Source organism: Actinobacillus indolicus, from assembly GCF_004519515.1.
Classification (GTDB): domain Bacteria; phylum Pseudomonadota; class Gammaproteobacteria; order Enterobacterales; family Pasteurellaceae; genus Glaesserella; species Glaesserella indolica_A.
Map to the genome: position 1 here is coordinate 928,673 of NZ_CP038145.1, position 18,828 is coordinate 947,500.

Here is an 18,828-nt window from a genome sequence, read left to right on the forward strand (position 1 = left end):
CAACAATGCTAAATTCACTTAATGCTCAAACCCGTTTTATTTTGCGTTCCGTGTGGCAAGATCTACTCAAACGTAAATTTGGCACATTTTTGACCGTGCTTGTTATCGCAACATCACTCATGATTCCAACTATAAGTTATTTACTTTGGAAAAATACGAGCCAAGCCGTTGCCGAATTTTATCCAGAACCAGAATTAACGGTTTATTTACATAAAAATTTGGCTGAACACGATGTAAATGCAGTGGTAGAGAAAATTCGTCAATTTAATACAGATAAAATTGAATCATTGAATTACATCTCTCGCCAACAAAGTTTGGATGAGTTCCGTACTTGGTCTGGGTTTGGTGAGGCATTAGATATTTTAGATGATAATCCATTGCCAGCTGTTGTTGTATTAAAACCTAAAAAAGAGTTTACTGCGCCAGATAGTATGTTGGAACTTCGTAACGGTTTACAAAATATCAAAGGCGTGCAAGAAGTCCGTTTAGATAATGGTTGGATAGAAAAATTAAGTGCCTTAAGTCAGCTTATTGCTCGTATTGCTGTGACTTGCACGATTTTAATGCTGATTGCAGTCTTCTTAGTGATTGGAAATAGCGTTCGTTCAGATGTGTCAAACAGCAAAGCCTCTATTGATGTGATGCAGTTATTAGGCGCGACGGATCATTTTATTTCAAGGCCTTTTTTATATATCGGCATGATTTACGGTTTCTTAGGTAGCTTATTGGCTATCCTCTTTAGCCTAATGACCATTAGCTATTTTACAGGCGTAGTTCGCTATGTTTCGGATATGTTTACCGTGAAATTTGAACTACACGGTTTTGATATGAGTGAAGTTGTCTTTATTATCGTTCTTAGTATTTTCCTTGGCTGGCTATCCGCCAAAATAGCAACAAATCGCTATATTCAAAAAATCGGTTCTCGATACTAAAAAAATGAGGAAGTTTTTAACTTCCTCATTTTTTATAACCAACCTTTACGTTTAAAGTAGAGATATGGCGTTGCTGCGGCACAGATCATTAATCCTATTGCCATTGGATAACCATATTGGAATTTTAACTCTGGCATAAATTCAAAATTCATACCGTAGGTAGATGCCACTAAGGTAGCTGGTAAAAACATCACAGAAACAACAGAGAAGAATTTCATAATGCGGTTCTGCTCAATATTGATGAAACCCATTGCAGCTTGCATTAAGAAGTTTACCTTTTGAAATAACGATTCATTATGGGGCTGAAGTGATTCAATATCTCGCATAATGTCACGTGCTTGTTCAAGCTGATTGTTCGGTAAACGTGTCTTACGTAATAAGAAACTTAACGCACGTTGTGTATCCATCAAACATAAACGAACTTTTGAACTTGCATCTTCCAATTCCGTGAGTTCAGCTAAAGCATCATCAAAGTTATGCTCACCTTTATTTTCCCCATCATGGGTATTAAGCACAACACGGCTTAATTTTTCTAAATCCGCATAAATATTTTCAATGACATCCGCTAATTGCTCAATTTTGGTTTCAAACAAATCGAGTAATAATTCATAGGCATTGCCATCAATCAATTTTGCACGGCGCGAGCGCATACGATATAAACGGAAAGCGGGTAGATCCCGTTCACGTAATGTAAATAAACGTCCATCACGGATGGTAAAACCAACTGTTGCAATATCGGCATAATCGTCATCATCTAAACAATAGAAAAATGAGTGTAGGTGCAAGCCATCTTCGTCTTCAAAGAAACGTGCAGAAGCTTCTAAATCTTCCAACTCATGCTCTTCAGCAAGCGTTTGATCTAAACGATGCTCTAATACACTACGTTCTTCTTCTGTGGGATCAACAAGATCGATCCAAATTGCTTGATTTAATTGGTCTTGGGTCGTTTCATCTACACTGATTAAGCGCTCGTTATTTAACGAAAAAGCTCGGATCATTTCATACTCCTAACAAATGGTATGAGGCGATGAACAGAAAGAAACAAAATAAGATACTGATAAGAATTACCGACTCTCGTCGGCAAAAGGATTTTGGACGAGAAAGGTTAAAAAACTGATAAGTATCGACTGTGACTGTCCAAAATAGATATCCTCAAGTGAAAAAAACGGGCGAATGGTACAGATTAAAGCCAAAATCGTCAAGAAAAAGGAGATATTTTTCTGATTTAAAATAAAAAGGCACTTTCTGTATTGTGAAAGTGCCTTACTTAACCTTGTCAGCTATGTTCTATTTTTCAATCGGTTTTAATACATATTGCAAATCTTGCTCAACCACCTTGAGTAAAAGATCAATATTCGGGTGTTTTCCTACATGTTGCTTCGCATCTTCAAGATGTTCTGCAAACCATACCACACCTTGCTTTGCAGACTCACTGTTTAATTTTTGATTAAACTGCGTAGATAGCGCATAGTAAAGTTTTAGTGAACCCAGTTTACCTTCTACTGCTGGAATATGATGAATCGTCTCACCTTGCTCATTTAATACATCTAAACCCGATAAATGTTCAATACTAGGAAAAGTTGCTAAATAATCTTTAAATTGCATTTTTTAATTCCCCATTACATCGCAATAATTAAACATTCCGCCACACTACGAGCATTAGATTGTGCTGATGATGCGGCTGCTCTATCACCTACTGGACCTACGAACACACGATTCCATTCACCATTACTAGCAATGCGAGCATTGTATCCTGCCATCGCTAAACGAGCTTGCATATTCTCTGCCTGAGCTTTATTTTTAAACGCACCACATTGTAAGCCAAATTTACCTGTAGCTTTTGGAGCTTCTGATGCAGGTTTTGCCGTTGCCACAATTTTGGCCGTTTCTTGTTTAGTGCTTTCTTGTTTAGCCGTTTGTACTGTTTCTTTTACAGGCTCAGATTTTGCAGATTCAACCTTAGCCTGCTCTGCTTTTTCCTGTTCTGCTTTTTTTGCAAGTTCTTGTTGTTTTTTCAACTCAGCCTGTTTACGTTTTTCTTCTGCCAGTTTTTGCTCTTTAGCTTTTTTCGCTGCCAATTCTTCTGGGGTAAGCGCAACAATTTGTGGCTTAGTTTCCGTCGTTTCTGGTGCTTTTTCTACTTTTACAGTTTCACTCTCTGTTGCCACAGAAGCAACAGTAGTTGCAGTCTGAGCATTCTGTGCAACTTGTTCTAAACGTAATTGTTCTTCCTTCTGCTTTTGTATCGCTTTTTCTTGCTCTTTTGTTAATTGAGCAAGTTTGGAGTTCTTATCAACAGGCACTTCTCTTGTTTCTAAGTCACGAATATAGCTATACACTTCCTCTGGCGGAGTCGGCAAACTACTTTTCGGTTGTTGCTGAGTTTGTACGGTTTGAGTTGGAACCACCATTGGTGGGCTACTTTCTTTTAATAACCATAAAGCTAAGCCGCTTCCCATTAATAATAAAATAATAATAGCTAAAATAAGCACTTTATTTCCGCCTTTCTTAGATTTAGAACGAACGGCATAATCACGATTTGGCACAATAACCTCTGCTTAAAAAAATAAATGAGTAAAATAAACGCTAATCTTACTGAAAAAATCGGATTTTGACTAGTAAATCAACGAACCTTGTTTGACTTCGATCACTCTGTCACACCAGTTTTTCACTTCTTCCACTTGATGTGTCACCATCAGTAACGTGAGCTGTTTCTGTTGGCATAATTCTACAACCAGTTGTTGCATTTCCATTCGCTTTTGTGGATCAAGGGCAGAAAAAGGTTCATCTAACAACAAAATCGGTTTATCTCTAAGGAGTGTTCGGGCTAACGCCACACGCTGTTTTTGCCCGCCGGATAATAAATCCGAACGGCGTTCTAACAGTTCAGCAATGCCCATCTGCTCTGCAATTTGCGTAATTTTTTGCATCTGCGTAGCATTAAAATGTAAACGAGAAACTAGCCCTAAACCGATATTTTGAGCAACCGTTAAATGTGGAAAAAGGTTATTATCTTGGAATAACATCGATACAGGACGTTGGGCTGGTTCAGTGGCAAAATGATTTTCCCCATTGAGTAAAATCTCACCACGATCCGCTTTTTCAAAACCTGCTATCAGATTAAGTAAGGTGCTTTTGCCTGCACCACTTTCACCAATCACCGCAATGCGTTCCCCCTTTTTTACATTGAGTTGAAACTGCATTGGCATTTCAGGGTAATCAAATTCAACATTTAAACAAATCATCGACGGTTCTCTTTCTGTTCAATCAATAGGAACGGCAAAAAGGCAAATAGCATTAAAAGAAATGCGGTAACAGTCGCATCTTCAGTTCGGTAACTGCCTAATTGTTGGTAAAGCAAATAAGGTAAGGTGCTAAAGTCAGGGCTACCAAAAAAGGCAATCACGGAAAAATTGCCTAAACTTGCTGACATTGACAGGGCAAAAGCATTGATAAGCGGTCGGATAAGATAATTTTTTTCCACGATCCACCAACGGCGAAGCCCCGTTAATCCCAAACTACGAGCCAATTTATCGTGAGAAACCAAGGCTTCCCACATTGCTGAAAACAACAAGCGATAGATGTAAGGCAGTAGCATCAAACCGTTACAAATTCCCACCAACAATAGCAGTTGCCAAGTGGTTAATTGCACATTGATCAGCAGTAAAAATAGCCCAACGGCTAACATAAATATCGGCAAAATCAGGGGATAAGTACTCACACCTGCGAGAATGCTTTGCTTGATTTTCTGTTTATGATAAGCAAGCTGGCGAGTTTCAAGGGCGAGTAGATAAGCAATGCCGATCACAAAACAAGATGCGATAAGACTTAATAACAACGAATAGCTTGCCGATTGCCAAAGTGTTGGCGAAAAGAGCCGTTGCCAAAAGTTTGATACTGAAATGGCAGTCCAAACTACATTTGCAAGCGGTAATAAAATGGTAAAAATTGCCCCGAAAAGCACCGCTTGTAGTAGCCATTTTTCCTTACCTTTAGGCTGTGCCGTCCAGATCTCAATCGACACAGACTGCGTTTTCACTCGCTGAAAACTAAAGCGTGTCACCCAATCCATTATCAGTTGTAAGCCAATCCCCACAAGGATTTGCACCATAATTAACATCACCGCTTTCGCAAAATCAAACTCAAAAGTCACCGCTTGGTAAATCGCCACTTCAAGCGTACTGTATTTAGGCCCCCCCCTAACATTAATACAATTGGAAAGCTGGTAAAACAGAGCAGAAAAACCGTTGCATAGGCATAGGGCAAAATGCCTTTTAATATCGGTAATTCAATAATCCTAAAGTAGTGCCACCCAGACAGATTGAGCTGGTTCGCCAGTTGGTGCTGATGTGTTGGAATAAGATGTAGCCCTTCAAGGCAATACTTTGCGACAAGGGGAATGTTCAAAAACAGATGAGCTAACACAATCCCTTGTAAACCGTACAGGGAAAAATCCCACGACAATCCCACCGCTTGAACGAGATGGGCTATCCAACCTGAATTTCCCCAAACCCCGATTAATGCAAAAATCACTACCAACGATGGCAACGCCCACGCAAATGAAATCAGCTTATAGAGCAAAGTTTTGCCCCGAAAACGTAGGTAGAAAAAGCTACGAGCCAACAAAACACCAAACAGTAAAGATAAACTCGCCGACAGCGTTGCTTGCAAGGTGCTGTATTTTAAAATTTGCCACGTTTCTTGCCACGACCAAAAGGTTTCATCGGCACGATGTTCAAATAATGCCCAGAAACTGAACGCATAGAGTGAGAGCAAGCCAACATAGCTTGCCCAAGCGGAAAATTGGGTCAGCTTGCGAGTAACAAGCGGTGAGATTTGCTTACCAACTTGCAATTATTTCACCCATTCCACCACATCAGAGATTGCTTGACGGGTTTTCGCTTTAGGTTCTACCGCACGATAACCAAAGGCAACCATCACACTGAGTTTATAGACTTTCGGATCATATAGCCCTTTTTCGACAAAAAGCTGATCCATTTTTTCCAATGGAAAACCTTCAATCGCCGTGCTATCAATGCCAATCATTGCTGAAGCGGTAAGCATATTGGCTAACGCAATATAGCTTTGACGACAAGCCCAGTGATAAAACGCCACCGGATCTTGGGTCAAGCCAAAATCCTTTTCACTGAAGTTGCGATAAAAACCTTGACGCATTTTTAACGCTTCTTCAGGAATATGGTGAACATCTCGCATCATATGTTGCACATATTCGCCATCAGCAAGCAAGGTTTCAGGCTGACGAACAAGGATCACAACAAAATGGCTACAATCCATCACCTTATCCTTTGCCCCCCACGCATTATCACGAATAAGCTCACGGATAGCGTGGTTTTCAATCACTAAAAATCTCCACGGCTCAAAACCAAAAGAACTTGGCGATAAACGCCCTGTTTCCAAAATAAATTGGAAATCTTCATCACTGATTTTTTTCGTTGGATCGTATTGTTTGCAAGCGTGGCGATAATGAAAGGCATCAAGAATAGCTTGTTTAGAAATAGACATAATTTGTTTCCCCTCAATGAATTGATTACCATATTATGATACGCTTTACTTAAATTTCAAAATATCAAGGAGTAAATATGTCAAAAACCTTTAGTGACCAAGCCGATTGTTGTGGTGGCATTTGCAAACCAAGTAGCACGTCTATGTTTGACAATGCGGACAGCACCATTGAATTAGCCCTTGTCTATCCAACTCAAGCAGACGCAGAACAAGGACTAGCTACATTAACAGCAAAAGCAAGAGAAGTTGAAAGCGATCCGTGCGACATCAGTAGCCAAATCCGCCAAACCGAAGATGGCTTTTTGTTACAAGCGAAATTCTTATTTAGTTGCCAAGCGGAAGCGGTGATTTTTCAGATGAAGTTACGCTAAAACAAAATAGCTTAGCCTTACCCGCTAAGCTATTTACTTAATACCCCAAGGCATTAAAATTTGGTAAAAAATCGTTACAATCTAACCGCTTGACGCGCGTGTCAATCGAACCATCCAGATTTAAACAGATCTCTCGCCAACCTTGTGGCACAGGATCTAAAGTGAAATTATCGCAATTTGGCTTAAATTGAATACAGGTCGATGGGGTTGCCAGTACACGATACCCCTTCCACAATTTATCTACTTCCTGATGAATATGCCCGTGTAAAATTGCTTTTGCTTTAGGATAGGGTTTTAGTATTTCCGCTAACTGATCCGCATTAGCCAAACTATGTTGATCTAACCATGCCGAATTGGTAGGTAAAATATTGTGGTGCAAAACAATCAAACTATAACGCTCAGGATAAGTCTCTAATTTTGCTTTGAGAAAATCCAACTGTGATGTACTCAAAGCCCCACCTGGCACGCCTTCTATGTGACTATCTAACAAAATCACCTGCCAAAAATCCCCTGCTAAAATATGTTTTTCAGGTTGCATTTGGGCATAAAGAGAAAGCGCATTGCGCATCTGTGGCTGTAAATCGTGATTACCTTCCACCCAGAAGATAGGTTTTGCTAAAGGCTTCACCATCTTTGTAAAACGATGATATGCCTCTCGATTATGATCTTGCACAAGATCTCCCGTTGCCAAAATAAAATCATAATCGAAAAGATCCTGTTCAATTGCGTTTAATACCGCTTGAAAGCTTTGTGTTGTATTTACCCCTAATAGTTCGCCATCATCAGATGCAAATAAATGCGGATCTGTAATTTGTAAAATACGCACTATTGGGGATTTCAGGGGAAATGTGTAACTATCATCCATAATATCAAACACTCTCATAAAAATTTATCAAACGAAGGCTACTCTACTCATTTCCCACACCTTGTCATTAAGCAAAATAAAAAAATGTGGAACACGCCACATTTTTCACAAAAATTTACGTTTATTTGATGATTTTTAAGCTAATTCTAGGTATGGGGAAAAATCTACTTCAACTCTTAGCATCTCTAACATCGCTTTCCCTTTCGGCAACACTTCAATCTCCGCCAATAACGCCACCGCTTCGCTCAAACTGCTAGCGGTTGGATAAGTCGCATTTTTTGCAAAAAACTCGGCACAATCGACCGCTTGTTGATTGAATAGGCTAAACAGCAGTTGTTGCAGATTTTGTTCGCGTAAACAAGTTGGGACTTTTTGAATGGTAAGGCGAGTTTGCCCTTGCCACTGTTTTGTTTGAATATCAAAACCCAAGTCTGCCAAAGCGGTTTGCAGTTGTTGCCAAGATGCTGTTTGCTGTTCATCAAGGGTTAAACTTAGCGGTATCAACAGAGCCTGATTTTCCCCTTTGGCTAACTCAGCTTGTAGTTTTAATTGAGCCAATTTTTCAAGGGAAAGCAGATAAAAGGTTTCGCCCTGTTTCATCAACAATGCTTTCTGTTTCACTACCGCTAAGGCTTGGGCATAGGGCGTGACCGGCTCGGCTATCGGTTCAACAAGCGGTGTGATCTTGGCGGTTTTTGGCAAATTTTGAACGGGTTCTGACCGCTTATAGTCTTGCATAGGCGATGTAGAAAGCAATTCGCCATACCACTTCTGTTCGCTTTTGCTTACCCCTGATGAACGAGAGTGGTTGTAATTCGGACGTTCGCTGTAAGTTGATGAAGCCGAACTTGGCTCACGATAGTGGTGAGCAAAAATATTCTGCCCCGAAGCCACACGGTTGGTGTCGGCAATATAATTCGGCAATGCTTCACTGACATTCGTTTTCAGCGGTAAATGATGTTGATCTTCAAGGGCATTCAAAACACCTTGATAGATGAAATCGTGGACTAAGCGACTTTGATGAAAACGCACTTCGTGTTTTGCAGGGTGAACATTGACATCAATGTGGCTCGGGTCAAGATCTAAAAATAGCACAAAAGCAGGGTAATGATCCTTCGGCAACCGTTCCCCATAGGCTTGGCGAATAGCGTGGTTGATCGTTTTATCTCGCATCATTCGCCCATTGACATAGCTGTAACAGAGATCGTTTTGAACTCTCGCTAAACTTGGCGAGCCGACCCAGCCGTAAATATGTAGATCGTCGTGTTGCCAATCAATGTGTACCGACTGCTGAATAAACTCATCACCGCAAATCGTTGCAACCCGTTTTTGTTGCTGTTCAAGCTGTTGTGTCGCCACCGCTTTGTAGTAACGCACTTTTTTCTCATTATGGGTCAGCGTAAAAGTCACATTCGGTTTTGCCAATGCAATACGGCGAACCACTTCATCAATATGGGCAAATTCGGTTTTATCGGTACGCAAAAATTTACGGCGAGCAGGGGTATTGAAGAACAAGTTAGCCACTTCAATAGTCGTGCCGACAGGGTGAGAAGCAGGCTTGATTTCAACCTCCATTTCACGCCCTTGTGCGTAGGCTTGCCACGCTTCTGCCTGATATTCGGGGCGAGAAGTGAGCGTTAAACGGGACACCGAGCTGATACTGGCTAAGGCTTCGCCACGAAAACCCAGACTTAAAATACTTTCCAGATCTTCAAGGGTAGCAATTTTACTGGTGGCGTGACGAGCCAAAGCTAAAGCCAGATCTTGCTTACCGATCCCACAGCCGTTATCTCGAATACGGATCAACTGCGATCCGCCTTTCTCAATATCGATCTGAATTTGTGTCGCCCCTGCGTCCAAACTGTTTTCCACCAGCTCTTTAACCACAGACGCAGGACGCTCTACCACTTCGCCTGCGGCAATTTGGTTAGCGAGTTGGGGCGGTAGGATTTGGATTAAAGGCTTCATTGGCTCATCATTCATAGGTTAAAAATCAATAATATTACTTTAGCACATTTCACCCCCTAAAAAAATTTCAAGCTGTGCTACAATCGCCATTATTTTTTGATGAGAATTTCCTATGACAATGATTGAAATTGCAAAACTAGCCAAACAAGCGAGCTTTGAGTTAGCACAGTTTGGCAATGTTCAAAAGAACCAAGCCCTATTCGCCATTGCCGATGCGTTGGAACAGCGTACTGATGAGATTTTAGCGGTCAATGCGAAGGATATTGATTATGCTAAATCGCAAGGGATTTCAGAGGCGATAATCGACCGCTTGTTGCTAACACCTGAGCGTATTCGTGGGATTGCAAATGATGTACGAAACGTCGCAAGCCTTGCCGACCCTGTCGGGCAGGTGATTGACGGCGGTGTGTTGGATAGTGGGTTGAAAATCGAACGCCAACGAGTGCCGTTAGGGGTGATTTTAACCATTTATGAAGCTCGTCCGAATGTGACCATTGATGTTGCTTCGCTTTGTTTAAAAACGGGTAATGCGGTGATTTTAAGAGGCGGTAAAGAAACGAAATTTACCAATGCGATTTTGGTTGAAGTCGTACAATCTGCCCTAGAGCAGGCAGGATTACCGAAATTAGCGGTGCAAGCCGTCACTGATCCTGACCGTGCTTTATTGCTCGAATTGCTCAAGTTGGATCAGTTCATTGATATGGTTATTCCGCGTGGTGGGGCTGGTTTACATCAGTTCTGCAAGGAAAATTCAACTATCCCAGTGATTGTCGGCGGTATCGGGGTGTGTCACCTGTATGTGGAAGCCAGTGCGGATTTAGAGCGTTCGCTGAATGTGATTGCCAATGCGAAAACCCAACGCCCAAGTACTTGTAACACCCTTGAAACTTTATTGGTCGATAAGGCGATTGCAGATCAGTTTTTACCGAAACTTGCCGAACATCTTTGCAAATTGAAAGTGACATTGCATAGCGATGATTTTTCTGAAGATCTGCAAAATAATCCGCAAATCCAACCGCTTGATCAAGCAAAATTACGTCAAGAGTGGCTGTCGTTAGACTTAAGTGTGGTGGTTGTAGATGGTATTCAGCAAGCGATTGAGCATATTCGTACCTATGGTAGCCAACATTCCGAAGGGATTTTAACCAGTAACTATGCTTTGGCTCGCCAGTTCGTTCAACAGGTCGATGCGGCGGCGGTATATATTAACGCCAGCACTCGTTTTACCGACGGGGCACAATTTGGCTTAGGTGCAGAAGTGGCGGTCAGCACCCAAAAACTACATGCCCGTGGACCTATGGGGCTAGAAGCACTCACAACTTATAAATGGGTGTGTGAAGGGGATTATTTGACGAGAAGCTAATCAGGCTAGTATCGTCATCGTTCATTTATACAAAAGGAGAAACATCAATGAAGCTAAACAAACTTACTATCACCACGATACTTTCCGCATTAGCACTTTCTGCTTGCACACAAAAAGTAGAAGGCGATGCCCAATTACAACAACACGCTGTTTTAGGTGTAAACTGGGTTCAACAATCAGGGGAATATCAAGCATTAGCTTATCAAGCTTTTAATATTGCTCAGATTGCTTTTGATAAAGCCAAAGTGAAGAAAGGGAAGAAAAAAGCGGTTGCCGTTGATCTAGACGAAACGATGATGGATAACAGCGCTTACGCAGGTTGGCAAATCAAAAACAACAAAGCTTTTGACAGCAAAGATTGGACTCGCTGGGTCGATGCTCGCCAAACAGGCGCCATTGCGGGTGCGGTTGAGTTCAACAATTATGTGAATGCACACGGCGGAAAAGTGTTCTATGTATCTAACCGTAAAGATGCAAATGAAAAAGCAGGCACTATTGATGATATGAAAAAACTTGGCTTTACTGGAGTGAGTGAAGAGACACTCTATTTACGTAAAGACAAATCAAATAAAACCCCTCGTTTTGAAGAAATTGAGAAACAAGGGTATGAGATTGTGCTTTATATCGGCGATAACCTAAATGATTTTGGTGATGCTACCTATAAAAAATCCAACGCCGAACGTAAAGCCTTTGTAGATGCCAATAGTAAAGCCTTTGGTAATAAATTTATCGTCCTACCAAATCCAAATTATGGTGATTGGGAAGGCGGTTTAGACAAAGATTACTATAAAGGTGATGCACAAAGCCGAATCAAAATTCGTCATGATGCGATTAAAGCTTGGGATGGAAAATAATCCTTGATATGTGTAGCCTATCTTTATTGATAGGCTCTCTTTTTATCTCATTTCAATTCTATGTTAAACTTTTCCTCCATTTTGGAGGAAAAATGACATGGCACAACTTCTCTTTTTTTTGAAACTCTTTGTTTATCGCTTCCAACAAAACAAAATTGCGATTTATTCTGGGTATCTCACTTATACATCTTTACTGTCCCTTGTACCATTAATTATGGTGGTGTTTTCGATATTTACGCTATTACCGATTTTTGAACAAGCCACCACACAGTTAAAAGAACTGGTGTACGATAACTTTGCCCCAAGTGCAGGGGATATGGTTCAGCAATATCTTGAGATGTTTGTCGATAACTCAAAAAAAATGGGGATCATCAGTATCATCGGTTTAGTCGTGGTGGCGGTGATGTTGATTTCGAGCATTGATAATGCCTTTAATGAAATTTGGCATAATACGAAAAAACGCCCAACTATCCTTTCCTTTGGGATCTATTTAGCGGTCCTGATTTTTGGTCCTCTCTTTGCTGGTGCTAGTATAGCCATCAGTTCTTATATTTTCTCTTTAGAAATGTTTAGCCAAGACGGGCTGTTTTCTTTTAGCCATCATCTTCTCCAATTTGTCCCCTTTTTACTTACTTGGCTGATGTTTACTTTAACTTATCTGATTGTGCCGAATACTAAAGTAAAATTTAAACATGCGACATTAGGCGCTTTATTTGCTGGCGTTTTCTTTACTCTAGGTAAACAAATTTTCATTTGGTATATCGCAACGTTTCCGTCGTATCAAGCAATTTATGGTGCGTTAGCCACCATTCCGATTATGATTGTTTGGATCCACCTAAGCTGGCGAGTGGTGTTATTAGGGGGACAATTTGCTTCCGTATTAAAAGATATGGAAATGATCAAAGCAGGCGAATTAGCAAATCCATTAACGGAGAACAGAGAATGATCGGATTAATTCAACGAGTAAAATGGGCGAAAGTGGAAGTGGATAACCAAACGGTCGGCGAAATTTCAACGGGACTATTAGTATTATTAGGTGTTGAGCAAGGTGACGATCAGGCTAAGGCAGATCGCTTACTGGAAAAAGTCTTGAACTATCGTATCTTTGCCGATGAACAAGGCAAAATGAACCTAAACGTTCAGCAAGCAGGGGGAAGTTTATTAGTCGTATCCCAATTTACCCTTGCCGCCGATACCCAAAAAGGCCTACGCCCGAGTTTCTCTCGTGGGGCAACTCCAGCACTTGCTCAAGCACTTTACGACTATTTTCATCAGCAAGCGGCACTCAAAATCCATACCCAAACAGGACAGTTTGCTGCCGATATGCAGGTCAGCTTACAGAACGACGGGCCTGTCACCTTTTGGCTACAAGTATAGGCACGGCAATGTACCAACAGTTCCAGCAACAACTTGCAAAACATTGCCCTAATCAGACCGCTTTCTTCATCGGTTTAAGCGGTGGGGTGGACTCGGTAGTCTTACTGCATCTGTTCGCACAGGCCCGACAAGCCCTTAGCCTTAAACTCAGGGCAATTCATATCCATCACGGCTTAAGCCCAAATGCAGATAGCTGGGCAACATTCTGTGAACAGCTTTGTGAACAGTGGGCAATCCCTTTGACTGTCTGCAAGGTTCAAGTACAAGGCCAGCAAGGGCTGGAAGCCAATGCTCGAACAGCACGCTATCAAGCCATTCAACAGCATATTCAACTGAGTGAAATGTTGGCAACTGCACATCATCTTGACGATCAAGTTGAAACCTTTTTCCTTGCATTAAAAAGAGGAAGCGGTATTCAAGGACTAGGGGCAATGCAAGCGGTCAGTTTTTGGCAAAATATTGCGATTTTCCGACCGCTTCTCAGCTTCAATAAAACCGACATTCTCGCTTATGCTGAACAACATCAACTGGAATGGATTGAAGATGAAAGCAACTTCAACACCGATTTTGACCGCAATTTCCTACGTCAAACAGCGTTACCTTTGCTCAATCAACGTTGGCAACAGTTTAATCAAATGGTGGCACGCTCAAGCCAACATTGTGCCGAGCAACAACAACTGATTGAAGAATTGCTACACCCCGAACTGGCTAGTCGGCTACAAAATGGCGGTTTAGACATCACCGGCTTTGAGCATTTTTCTTTGTTAAAGCAACAACAGCTTGTCCGTTTGTGGCTGGCACAGGCTCACCTTGCAATGCCAAGCGTGGCTCAACTAGAACAGATTATCCAACATCTCATTTTGGCAAAAGCCGATAAAAATCCGCAGGTCAAACTTGAACAACATCTTATTCGCCGTTACCAACAGCAGATCTTCATTACCCCTATTCAAGCAGAGATAGATGATTTTGAGTTGGAACTGCCACCGCAAAGTGAAGAAATTCAACTGCCCGCTTCGCTTGGCATTGTTCAACGCAACGGCACAGAGATTATTTACAAAATATCAGGCAAATCTCACCGCTTGTTATTGCCAGAAGCGTTACAACAAACCCCACTTCGCCTAACCAACCGCTATCCAAGCAAAGTGCAGTGTTACGGAAAAACCCATCGAGAAGAGATGAAAAAAATTTGGCAGGAAAATTGTATCCCCGTGTGGTTACGGGGACGTGTGCCGTTGATTTTCTACGGTGAAATATTCGTTGAAATGATAAAGAGATAAATGGGATTTTCCGTTTTTTCTATAAACTGTGGAAAATATAGAAAACTAATCCATAAAAAGCGAGAAAACCTAGCGTTAATAATCCGCTAGCCAGCCCTTTTTTTGATTGATGTAACTTATATAAAATGCCTGAAATGGCTAATAACACGAAAGGGTAAATCCAAAATGCCGTTGAAAACCAATCAATTTGGCTTGGCGTTAAATTTGGATTATCTGAAAACTTTGGTGAAACCAATAAGGCAAGTGGCCATAATGTACTGGGTAAACAGAAAAGTGCCAATGCCCAACTAAATTTTGAAAAACCTTGTTGCATATTATCCCCTTGGGTGAAACTGTTGATGTAATGATTTTAAACGAGCTTTCGCTACTTGGGTATAAATTTGTGTGGTAGAAAGATCACTATGTCCAAGTAACATCTGTACAACACGTAAATCTGCACCGTGATTAACTAAATGTGTGGCAAATGCGTGGCGTAACACGTGGGGAGAGAGCTTATCACTATCAATGCCCGCTAACAATGCGTAGTGCTTAATACGATGCCAAAATGTCTGACGTGTCATCTGATTACCTAATCGGCTTGGAAAAACCACATCCGATTGAGAGCCATTTAATAACGTACTACGTCCATATTCAAAGAACTGCTGAATCCAATAACTCGCCTCTTCTCCCAAAGGCACTAAACGTTCCTTATCACCTTTACCAATGATACGCACAAGCCCTTGTCTTAAACTCAGATTATCTAATGTTAAAGAAACGAGCTCTGTCACACGTAAACCCGTTGCATAAAGCAATTCTAACATCGCCTTATCTCGAAGCTCTAAAGGATCATTGGTATTAGGTATATTCAGTAAATCCAACACCTGTTCTTCACTCAATGACTTAGGTAAATGGGCAGGTTTACGTGGTGATGCCAGCGTTGCCGTCGGATCATCATCACGATAATTTTCTAAATACAGAAAACGGAAGAATTTGCGTAAACAACTTAACATTCGAGATGAGCTTGTCGCTTTATAACCTTGCTCTACTCTTTCACCTAAAAAAGTTTGAAGGTCAGCGTAATCTATCGTTAAAAAGGCTTTAGGCTCAGAAAGCCATTGAGAAAAACTTTCTAAATCCAGACGATAGGATGTCACTGTATTTTCTGATAAACCATGTTCTTGCCACAGTGTATCTAGAAATTGTTCAATAATAGGATCAAGCTGTTTCATACAAGCGGTAGGATTGTTATCAAAATTTGCAAAATTCTAACATAAAAGTCAGAAAGTATTTAAAAGATAGCTAAAACGAAAAAACCGATTAGCTTTCACTAATCGGTTCCTCTAATAATGGCAGGGGCGGAGAGGCTCGAACTCCCAACACCCGGTTTTGGAGACCGGTGCTCTACCAATTGAACTACGCCCCTATATAAATCATATATAGCTAAAGCGAGTATCTAACTCGCTCTTAAATAAGTGGCGGAACGGACGGGACTCGAACCCGCGACCCCCTGCGTGACAGGCAGGTATTCTAACCAGCTGAACTACCGCTCCGCAAATTGGGTAATTGGCAATGCCCTACTCTCACATGGGGAAACCCCACACTACCATCGGCGTTACTGCGTTTCACTTCTGAGTTCGGGATGGAATCAGGTGGGACCACAGCACTATAGTTGCCAATAAATTCTTTTATTAAGTTAGTTCACTAATGTAATGAACTAAGTTAATAAAACCCTGATGGTGCCCTACTCTCACATGGGGAAACCCCACACTACCATCGGCGTTACTGCGTTTCACTTCTGAGTTCGGGATGGAATCAGGTGGGACCACAGCACTATGGCCATCAGGAAAATCTTTGATGACTTTCTCTATCTTATTGTCTGTTCTTTCATTTCGAAACAAGCTGCTCTGAGTGTCTTTATTTTGTTTAGTTAGTTTGTTGCTTTTATTCAGCTTTCAACTCTCTTGCGCTTCTTCTTCAAAAACGCTTGAGGTTGTATAGTTAAGCCTCTCGGGCAATTAGTACACGTTAGCTCAATGTATCACTACACTTACACACCGTGCCTATCTACGTCGTAGTCTCCAACAACCCTTACAGTCTTATAGACTGGGATGACTCATCTTGAGGCAAGTTTCGTGCTTAGATGCTTTCAGCACTTATCTCTTCCGCATGTAGCTACCCAGCAATGCCTCTGGCGAGACAACTGGAACACCAGTGATGCGTCCACTCCGGTCCTCTCGTACTAGGAGCAGCCCCTCTCAATCATCCAACGCCCACGGCAGATAGGGACCGAACTGTCTCACGACGTTCTAAACCCAGCTCGCGTACCACTTTAAATGGCGAACAGCCATACCCTTGGGACCTACTTCAGCCCCAGGATGTGATGAGCCGACATCGAGGTGCCAAACACCGCCGTCGATATGAACTCTTGGGCGGTATCAGCCTGTTATCCCCGGAGTACCTTTTATCCGTTGAGCGATGGCCCTTCCATTCAGAACCACCGGATCACTATGACCTGCTTTCGCACCTGCTCGACTTGTCTGTCTCGCAGTTAAGCTTGCTTATACCATTGCACTAACCTCACGATGTCCGACCGTGATTAGCAAACCTTCGTGCTCCTCCGTTACTCTTTGGGAGGAGACCGCCCCAGTCAAACTACCCACCAGACACTGTCCGAGACCGCGTTCCGCAATCTTCGTTAGAACATCAAACGTTAAAGGGTGGTATTTCAAGGACGCCTCCACAATCACTGGCGTGACTGCTTCAAAGGCTCCCACCTATCCTACACATCAAAATTCAATGTTCAGTGTCAAGCTATAGTAAAGGTTCACGGGGTCTTTCCGTCTAGCCGCGGGTACACCGCATCTTCACGGCGATTTCAATTTCACTGAGTCTCGGGTGGAGACAGCCTGGCCATCATTATGCCATTCGTGCAGGTCGGAACTTACCCGACAAGGAATTTCGCTACCTTAGGACCGTTATAGTTACGGCCGCCGTTTACTGGGGCTTCGATCAGGAGCTTCTCTTTCGATAACACCATCAATTAACCTTCCAGCACCGGGCAGGCATCACACCCTATACGTCCACTTTCGTGTTTGCAGAGTGCTGTGTTTTTAATAAACAGTTGCAGCCAGCTGGTATCTTCGACTGGTTCAGCCTTCGGGAGTAAATCCCTACAACCTACGCCAGCGCACCTTCTCCCGAAGTTACGGTGCTATTTTGCCTAGTTCCTTCACCCGAGTTCTCTCAAGCGCCTGAGTATTCTCTACCTGACCACCTGTGTCGGTTTTCAGTACGGTTTATCTTCATCTGAAGCTTAGTGGCTTTTCCTGGAAGCGTGGTATCAGTTACTTCATCTCCGTAGAGACTCGTCATCATCTCTCAGTGTTAGTAGGAGCCCGGATTTGCCTAAGCTCCCCACCTACCAACTTAAACAGACATCCAACAGTCTGCTAACCTAACCTTCTCCGTCCCCACATCGCAATGAAGACAAGTACGGGAATATTAACCCGTTTCCCATCGACTACGCTTTTCAGCCTCGCCTTAGGGGCCGACTCACCCTGCCCCGATTAACGTTGGACAGGAACCCTTGGTCTTCCGGCGAACGAGTTTTTCACTCGTTTTATCGTTACTTATGTCAGCATTCGCACTTGTGATACGTCCAACAGACTTCTCAATCCATCTTCATCCGCTTACACAACGCTCCCCTACCCAACAGTATTTCTACTGATGCCGCAGCTTCGGTGCTATATTTTAGCCCCGTTACATCTTCCGCGCAGGCCGACTCGACTAGTGAGCTATTACGCTTTCTTTAAATGATGGCTGCTTCTAAGCCAACATCCTAGCTGTCTAAGCCTTCCCACTTCGTTTCCCACTTAATATAGACTTTGGGACCTTAGCTGGCGGTCTGGGTTGTTTCCCTCTCCACGATGGACGTTAGCACCCACCGTGTGTCTCCTGAGTATCACTCTTCGGTATTCGCAGTTTGCATCGGGTTGGTAATCCGGGATGGACCCCTAGCCGAAACAGTGCTCTACCCCCGAAGGTGTCCGCTCAAGGCTCTACCTAAATAGATTTCGGGGAGAACCAGCTATCTCCCGGTTTGATTGGCCTTTCACCCCCAGCCACAAGTCATCCGCTAATTTTTCAACATTAGTCGGTTCGGTCCTCCAGTTAGTGTTACCCAACCTTCAACCTGCCCATGGCTAGATCACCGGGTTTCGGGTCTATACCTTGCAACTATCCGCCCAGTTAAGACTCGGTTTCCCTTCGGCTCCCTTATTCAGTTAACCTCGCTACAAAATATAAGTCGCTGACCCATT

Annotated in this window: 16 protein-coding genes, 2 tRNA genes, 3 rRNA genes and 1 pseudogene (1 of these 22 running past the window's edge); 7 read left to right on the top strand and 15 right to left on the bottom strand. The window is 42.4% G+C overall.

Annotated elements, in window-relative coordinates:
* Positions 1 to 5: 5 nt before the first annotated feature.
* Positions 6 to 932 (top strand): permease-like cell division protein FtsX, encoded by a 927-nt coding sequence (gene ftsX / locus EXH44_RS04450; protein WP_162856447.1) that lies wholly within the window; start codon positions 6 to 8, stop codon positions 930 to 932.
* 32 nt (positions 933 to 964) lie between these two features.
* Here the strand turns inward: ftsX and corA are convergent, their stop codons facing one another.
* From corA to EXH44_RS04480, 6 genes and pseudogenes are all read right to left on the bottom strand, one after another.
* The gene (gene corA / locus EXH44_RS04455; RefSeq protein ID WP_162856448.1) at positions 965 to 1,930 is read right to left on the bottom strand and encodes a magnesium/cobalt transporter CorA; all 966 of its coding nucleotides are present in this window, start codon (positions 1,928 to 1,930) and stop codon (positions 965 to 967) included.
* Between the two features lie 289 nt (positions 1,931 to 2,219).
* Entirely contained in the window at positions 2,220 to 2,537 is a 318-nt protein-coding gene (locus EXH44_RS04460) for a DUF2322 family protein (RefSeq protein ID WP_162856449.1), read from the bottom strand.
* A 14-nt stretch (positions 2,538 to 2,551) separates the two neighbouring features.
* Positions 2,552 to 3,478: an SPOR domain-containing protein gene (locus EXH44_RS04465; RefSeq protein ID WP_162856450.1), complete on the bottom strand. Its 927-nt coding sequence runs from the start codon at positions 3,476 to 3,478 to the stop codon at positions 2,552 to 2,554.
* Positions 3,479 to 3,547: 69 nt separating this feature from the next.
* Positions 3,548 to 4,177, bottom strand: coding sequence for a thiamine ABC transporter ATP-binding protein (gene thiQ, locus EXH44_RS04470; RefSeq protein WP_162856451.1), 630 nt, complete (start codon positions 4,175 to 4,177; stop codon positions 3,548 to 3,550).
* A pseudogene (gene thiP / locus EXH44_RS04475) lies at positions 4,174 to 5,768 on the bottom strand (thiamine/thiamine pyrophosphate ABC transporter permease ThiP). Before thiP ends, thiQ begins: the two are co-directional and overlap by 4 nt.
* An 18-nt stretch (positions 5,769 to 5,786) precedes the next feature.
* A complete protein-coding gene (locus tag EXH44_RS04480) occupies positions 5,787 to 6,455 on the bottom strand; it encodes an NAD(P)H-dependent oxidoreductase (protein ID WP_162856452.1) in 669 nt (222 codons plus the stop codon).
* Positions 6,456 to 6,532: 77 nt separating this feature from the next.
* Here EXH44_RS04480 and EXH44_RS04485 point away from each other — a divergent pair, with 77 nt between their 5' ends.
* Positions 6,533 to 6,826, top strand: coding sequence for a YfcZ/YiiS family protein (locus EXH44_RS04485; protein ID WP_162856453.1), 294 nt, complete (start codon positions 6,533 to 6,535; stop codon positions 6,824 to 6,826).
* A gap of 37 nt (positions 6,827 to 6,863) precedes the next feature.
* Here EXH44_RS04485 and cpdA read toward each other — a convergent pair whose 3' ends face one another.
* Both cpdA and mutL read right to left on the bottom strand, forming a co-directional pair.
* Positions 6,864 to 7,691 (bottom strand): 3',5'-cyclic-AMP phosphodiesterase, encoded by an 828-nt coding sequence (gene cpdA, locus EXH44_RS04490; RefSeq protein ID WP_162857526.1) that lies wholly within the window; start codon positions 7,689 to 7,691, stop codon positions 6,864 to 6,866.
* Positions 7,692 to 7,826: 135 nt separating this feature from the next.
* Entirely contained in the window at positions 7,827 to 9,674 is a 1,848-nt protein-coding gene (gene mutL / locus EXH44_RS04495; protein WP_162856454.1) for a DNA mismatch repair endonuclease MutL, read from the bottom strand.
* Between the two features lie 97 nt (positions 9,675 to 9,771).
* Here mutL and proA point away from each other — a divergent pair, with 97 nt between their 5' ends.
* The 5 genes from proA (at position 9,772) to tilS (ending at position 14,530) form a co-directional block, all read left to right on the top strand.
* Positions 9,772 to 11,022, top strand: coding sequence for a glutamate-5-semialdehyde dehydrogenase (proA, locus tag EXH44_RS04500; protein ID WP_162856455.1), 1,251 nt, complete (start codon positions 9,772 to 9,774; stop codon positions 11,020 to 11,022).
* Between the two features lie 47 nt (positions 11,023 to 11,069).
* Positions 11,070 to 11,876: a 5'-nucleotidase, lipoprotein e(P4) family gene (locus EXH44_RS04505; protein ID WP_162856456.1), complete on the top strand. Its 807-nt coding sequence runs from the start codon at positions 11,070 to 11,072 to the stop codon at positions 11,874 to 11,876.
* Positions 11,877 to 11,973: 97 nt separating this feature from the next.
* On the top strand, positions 11,974 to 12,822 hold the full coding sequence (locus tag EXH44_RS04510) for a virulence factor BrkB family protein (protein WP_162856457.1): 849 nt from the start codon (positions 11,974 to 11,976) through the stop codon (positions 12,820 to 12,822).
* Positions 12,819 to 13,253, top strand: a complete 435-nt coding sequence (gene dtd / locus EXH44_RS04515; RefSeq protein ID WP_162856458.1) for a D-aminoacyl-tRNA deacylase — start codon at positions 12,819 to 12,821, stop codon at positions 13,251 to 13,253. Before EXH44_RS04510 ends, dtd begins: the two co-directional genes overlap by 4 nt.
* An 8-nt stretch (positions 13,254 to 13,261) precedes the next feature.
* Complete coding sequence (gene tilS / locus EXH44_RS04520; protein ID WP_162856459.1) at positions 13,262 to 14,530, top strand: tRNA lysidine(34) synthetase TilS; 1,269 nt, start codon at positions 13,262 to 13,264, stop codon at positions 14,528 to 14,530.
* 19 nt (positions 14,531 to 14,549) lie between these two features.
* Here the strand turns inward: tilS and EXH44_RS04525 are convergent, their stop codons facing one another.
* The 7 genes from EXH44_RS04525 to EXH44_RS04555 all read right to left on the bottom strand — a co-directional run.
* Positions 14,550 to 14,843: a DUF5389 family protein gene (locus EXH44_RS04525; RefSeq protein ID WP_162856460.1), complete on the bottom strand. Its 294-nt coding sequence runs from the start codon at positions 14,841 to 14,843 to the stop codon at positions 14,550 to 14,552.
* 1 nt (position 14,844) lies between these two features.
* Positions 14,845 to 15,738 (bottom strand): site-specific tyrosine recombinase XerD, encoded by an 894-nt coding sequence (gene xerD, locus EXH44_RS04530; protein ID WP_162856461.1) that lies wholly within the window; start codon positions 15,736 to 15,738, stop codon positions 14,845 to 14,847.
* A gap of 118 nt (positions 15,739 to 15,856) precedes the next feature.
* Positions 15,857 to 15,932: transfer RNA gene (locus EXH44_RS04535), tRNA-Trp, on the bottom strand.
* A gap of 50 nt (positions 15,933 to 15,982) precedes the next feature.
* Positions 15,983 to 16,059: transfer RNA gene (locus EXH44_RS04540), tRNA-Asp, on the bottom strand.
* An 11-nt stretch (positions 16,060 to 16,070) separates the two neighbouring features.
* Positions 16,071 to 16,186: ribosomal RNA gene (gene rrf, locus EXH44_RS04545) — 5S ribosomal RNA — on the bottom strand.
* Between the two features lie 51 nt (positions 16,187 to 16,237).
* Positions 16,238 to 16,353: ribosomal RNA gene (gene rrf, locus EXH44_RS04550) — 5S ribosomal RNA — on the bottom strand.
* 150 nt (positions 16,354 to 16,503) lie between these two features.
* Positions 16,504 to 18,828: ribosomal RNA gene (locus EXH44_RS04555) — 23S ribosomal RNA — on the bottom strand; it runs 571 nt beyond the window's last position.

What these genes read in the sequence shown, in the direction of transcription:
- EXH44_RS04460 (WP_162856449.1), bottom strand. Translation starts at nt 2,537, where the DNA reads ATGCAATTTAAAGATTATTTAGCAACTTTTCCTAGTATTGAACATTTA.
- EXH44_RS04510 (WP_162856457.1), top strand. Translation starts at nt 11,974, where the DNA reads ATGGCACAACTTCTCTTTTTTTTGAAACTCTTTGTTTATCGCTTCCAA.
- xerD (WP_162856461.1), bottom strand. Translation starts at nt 15,738, where the DNA reads ATGAAACAGCTTGATCCTATTATTGAACAATTTCTAGATACACTGTGG.
- EXH44_RS04505 (WP_162856456.1), top strand. Translation starts at nt 11,070, where the DNA reads ATGAAGCTAAACAAACTTACTATCACCACGATACTTTCCGCATTAGCA.
- dtd (WP_162856458.1), top strand. Translation starts at nt 12,819, where the DNA reads ATGATCGGATTAATTCAACGAGTAAAATGGGCGAAAGTGGAAGTGGAT.
- mutL (WP_162856454.1), bottom strand. Translation starts at nt 9,674, where the DNA reads ATGAATGATGAGCCAATGAAGCCTTTAATCCAAATCCTACCGCCCCAA.
- cpdA (WP_162857526.1), bottom strand. Translation starts at nt 7,691, where the DNA reads ATGGATGATAGTTACACATTTCCCCTGAAATCCCCAATAGTGCGTATT.
- proA (WP_162856455.1), top strand. Translation starts at nt 9,772, where the DNA reads ATGACAATGATTGAAATTGCAAAACTAGCCAAACAAGCGAGCTTTGAG.
- corA (WP_162856448.1), bottom strand. Translation starts at nt 1,930, where the DNA reads ATGATCCGAGCTTTTTCGTTAAATAACGAGCGCTTAATCAGTGTAGAT.
- ftsX (WP_162856447.1), top strand. Translation starts at nt 6, where the DNA reads ATGCTAAATTCACTTAATGCTCAAACCCGTTTTATTTTGCGTTCCGTG.
- thiQ (WP_162856451.1), bottom strand. Translation starts at nt 4,177, where the DNA reads ATGATTTGTTTAAATGTTGAATTTGATTACCCTGAAATGCCAATGCAG.
- EXH44_RS04480 (WP_162856452.1), bottom strand. Translation starts at nt 6,455, where the DNA reads ATGTCTATTTCTAAACAAGCTATTCTTGATGCCTTTCATTATCGCCAC.
- EXH44_RS04525 (WP_162856460.1), bottom strand. Translation starts at nt 14,843, where the DNA reads ATGCAACAAGGTTTTTCAAAATTTAGTTGGGCATTGGCACTTTTCTGT.
- EXH44_RS04485 (WP_162856453.1), top strand. Translation starts at nt 6,533, where the DNA reads ATGTCAAAAACCTTTAGTGACCAAGCCGATTGTTGTGGTGGCATTTGC.
- tilS (WP_162856459.1), top strand. Translation starts at nt 13,262, where the DNA reads ATGTACCAACAGTTCCAGCAACAACTTGCAAAACATTGCCCTAATCAG.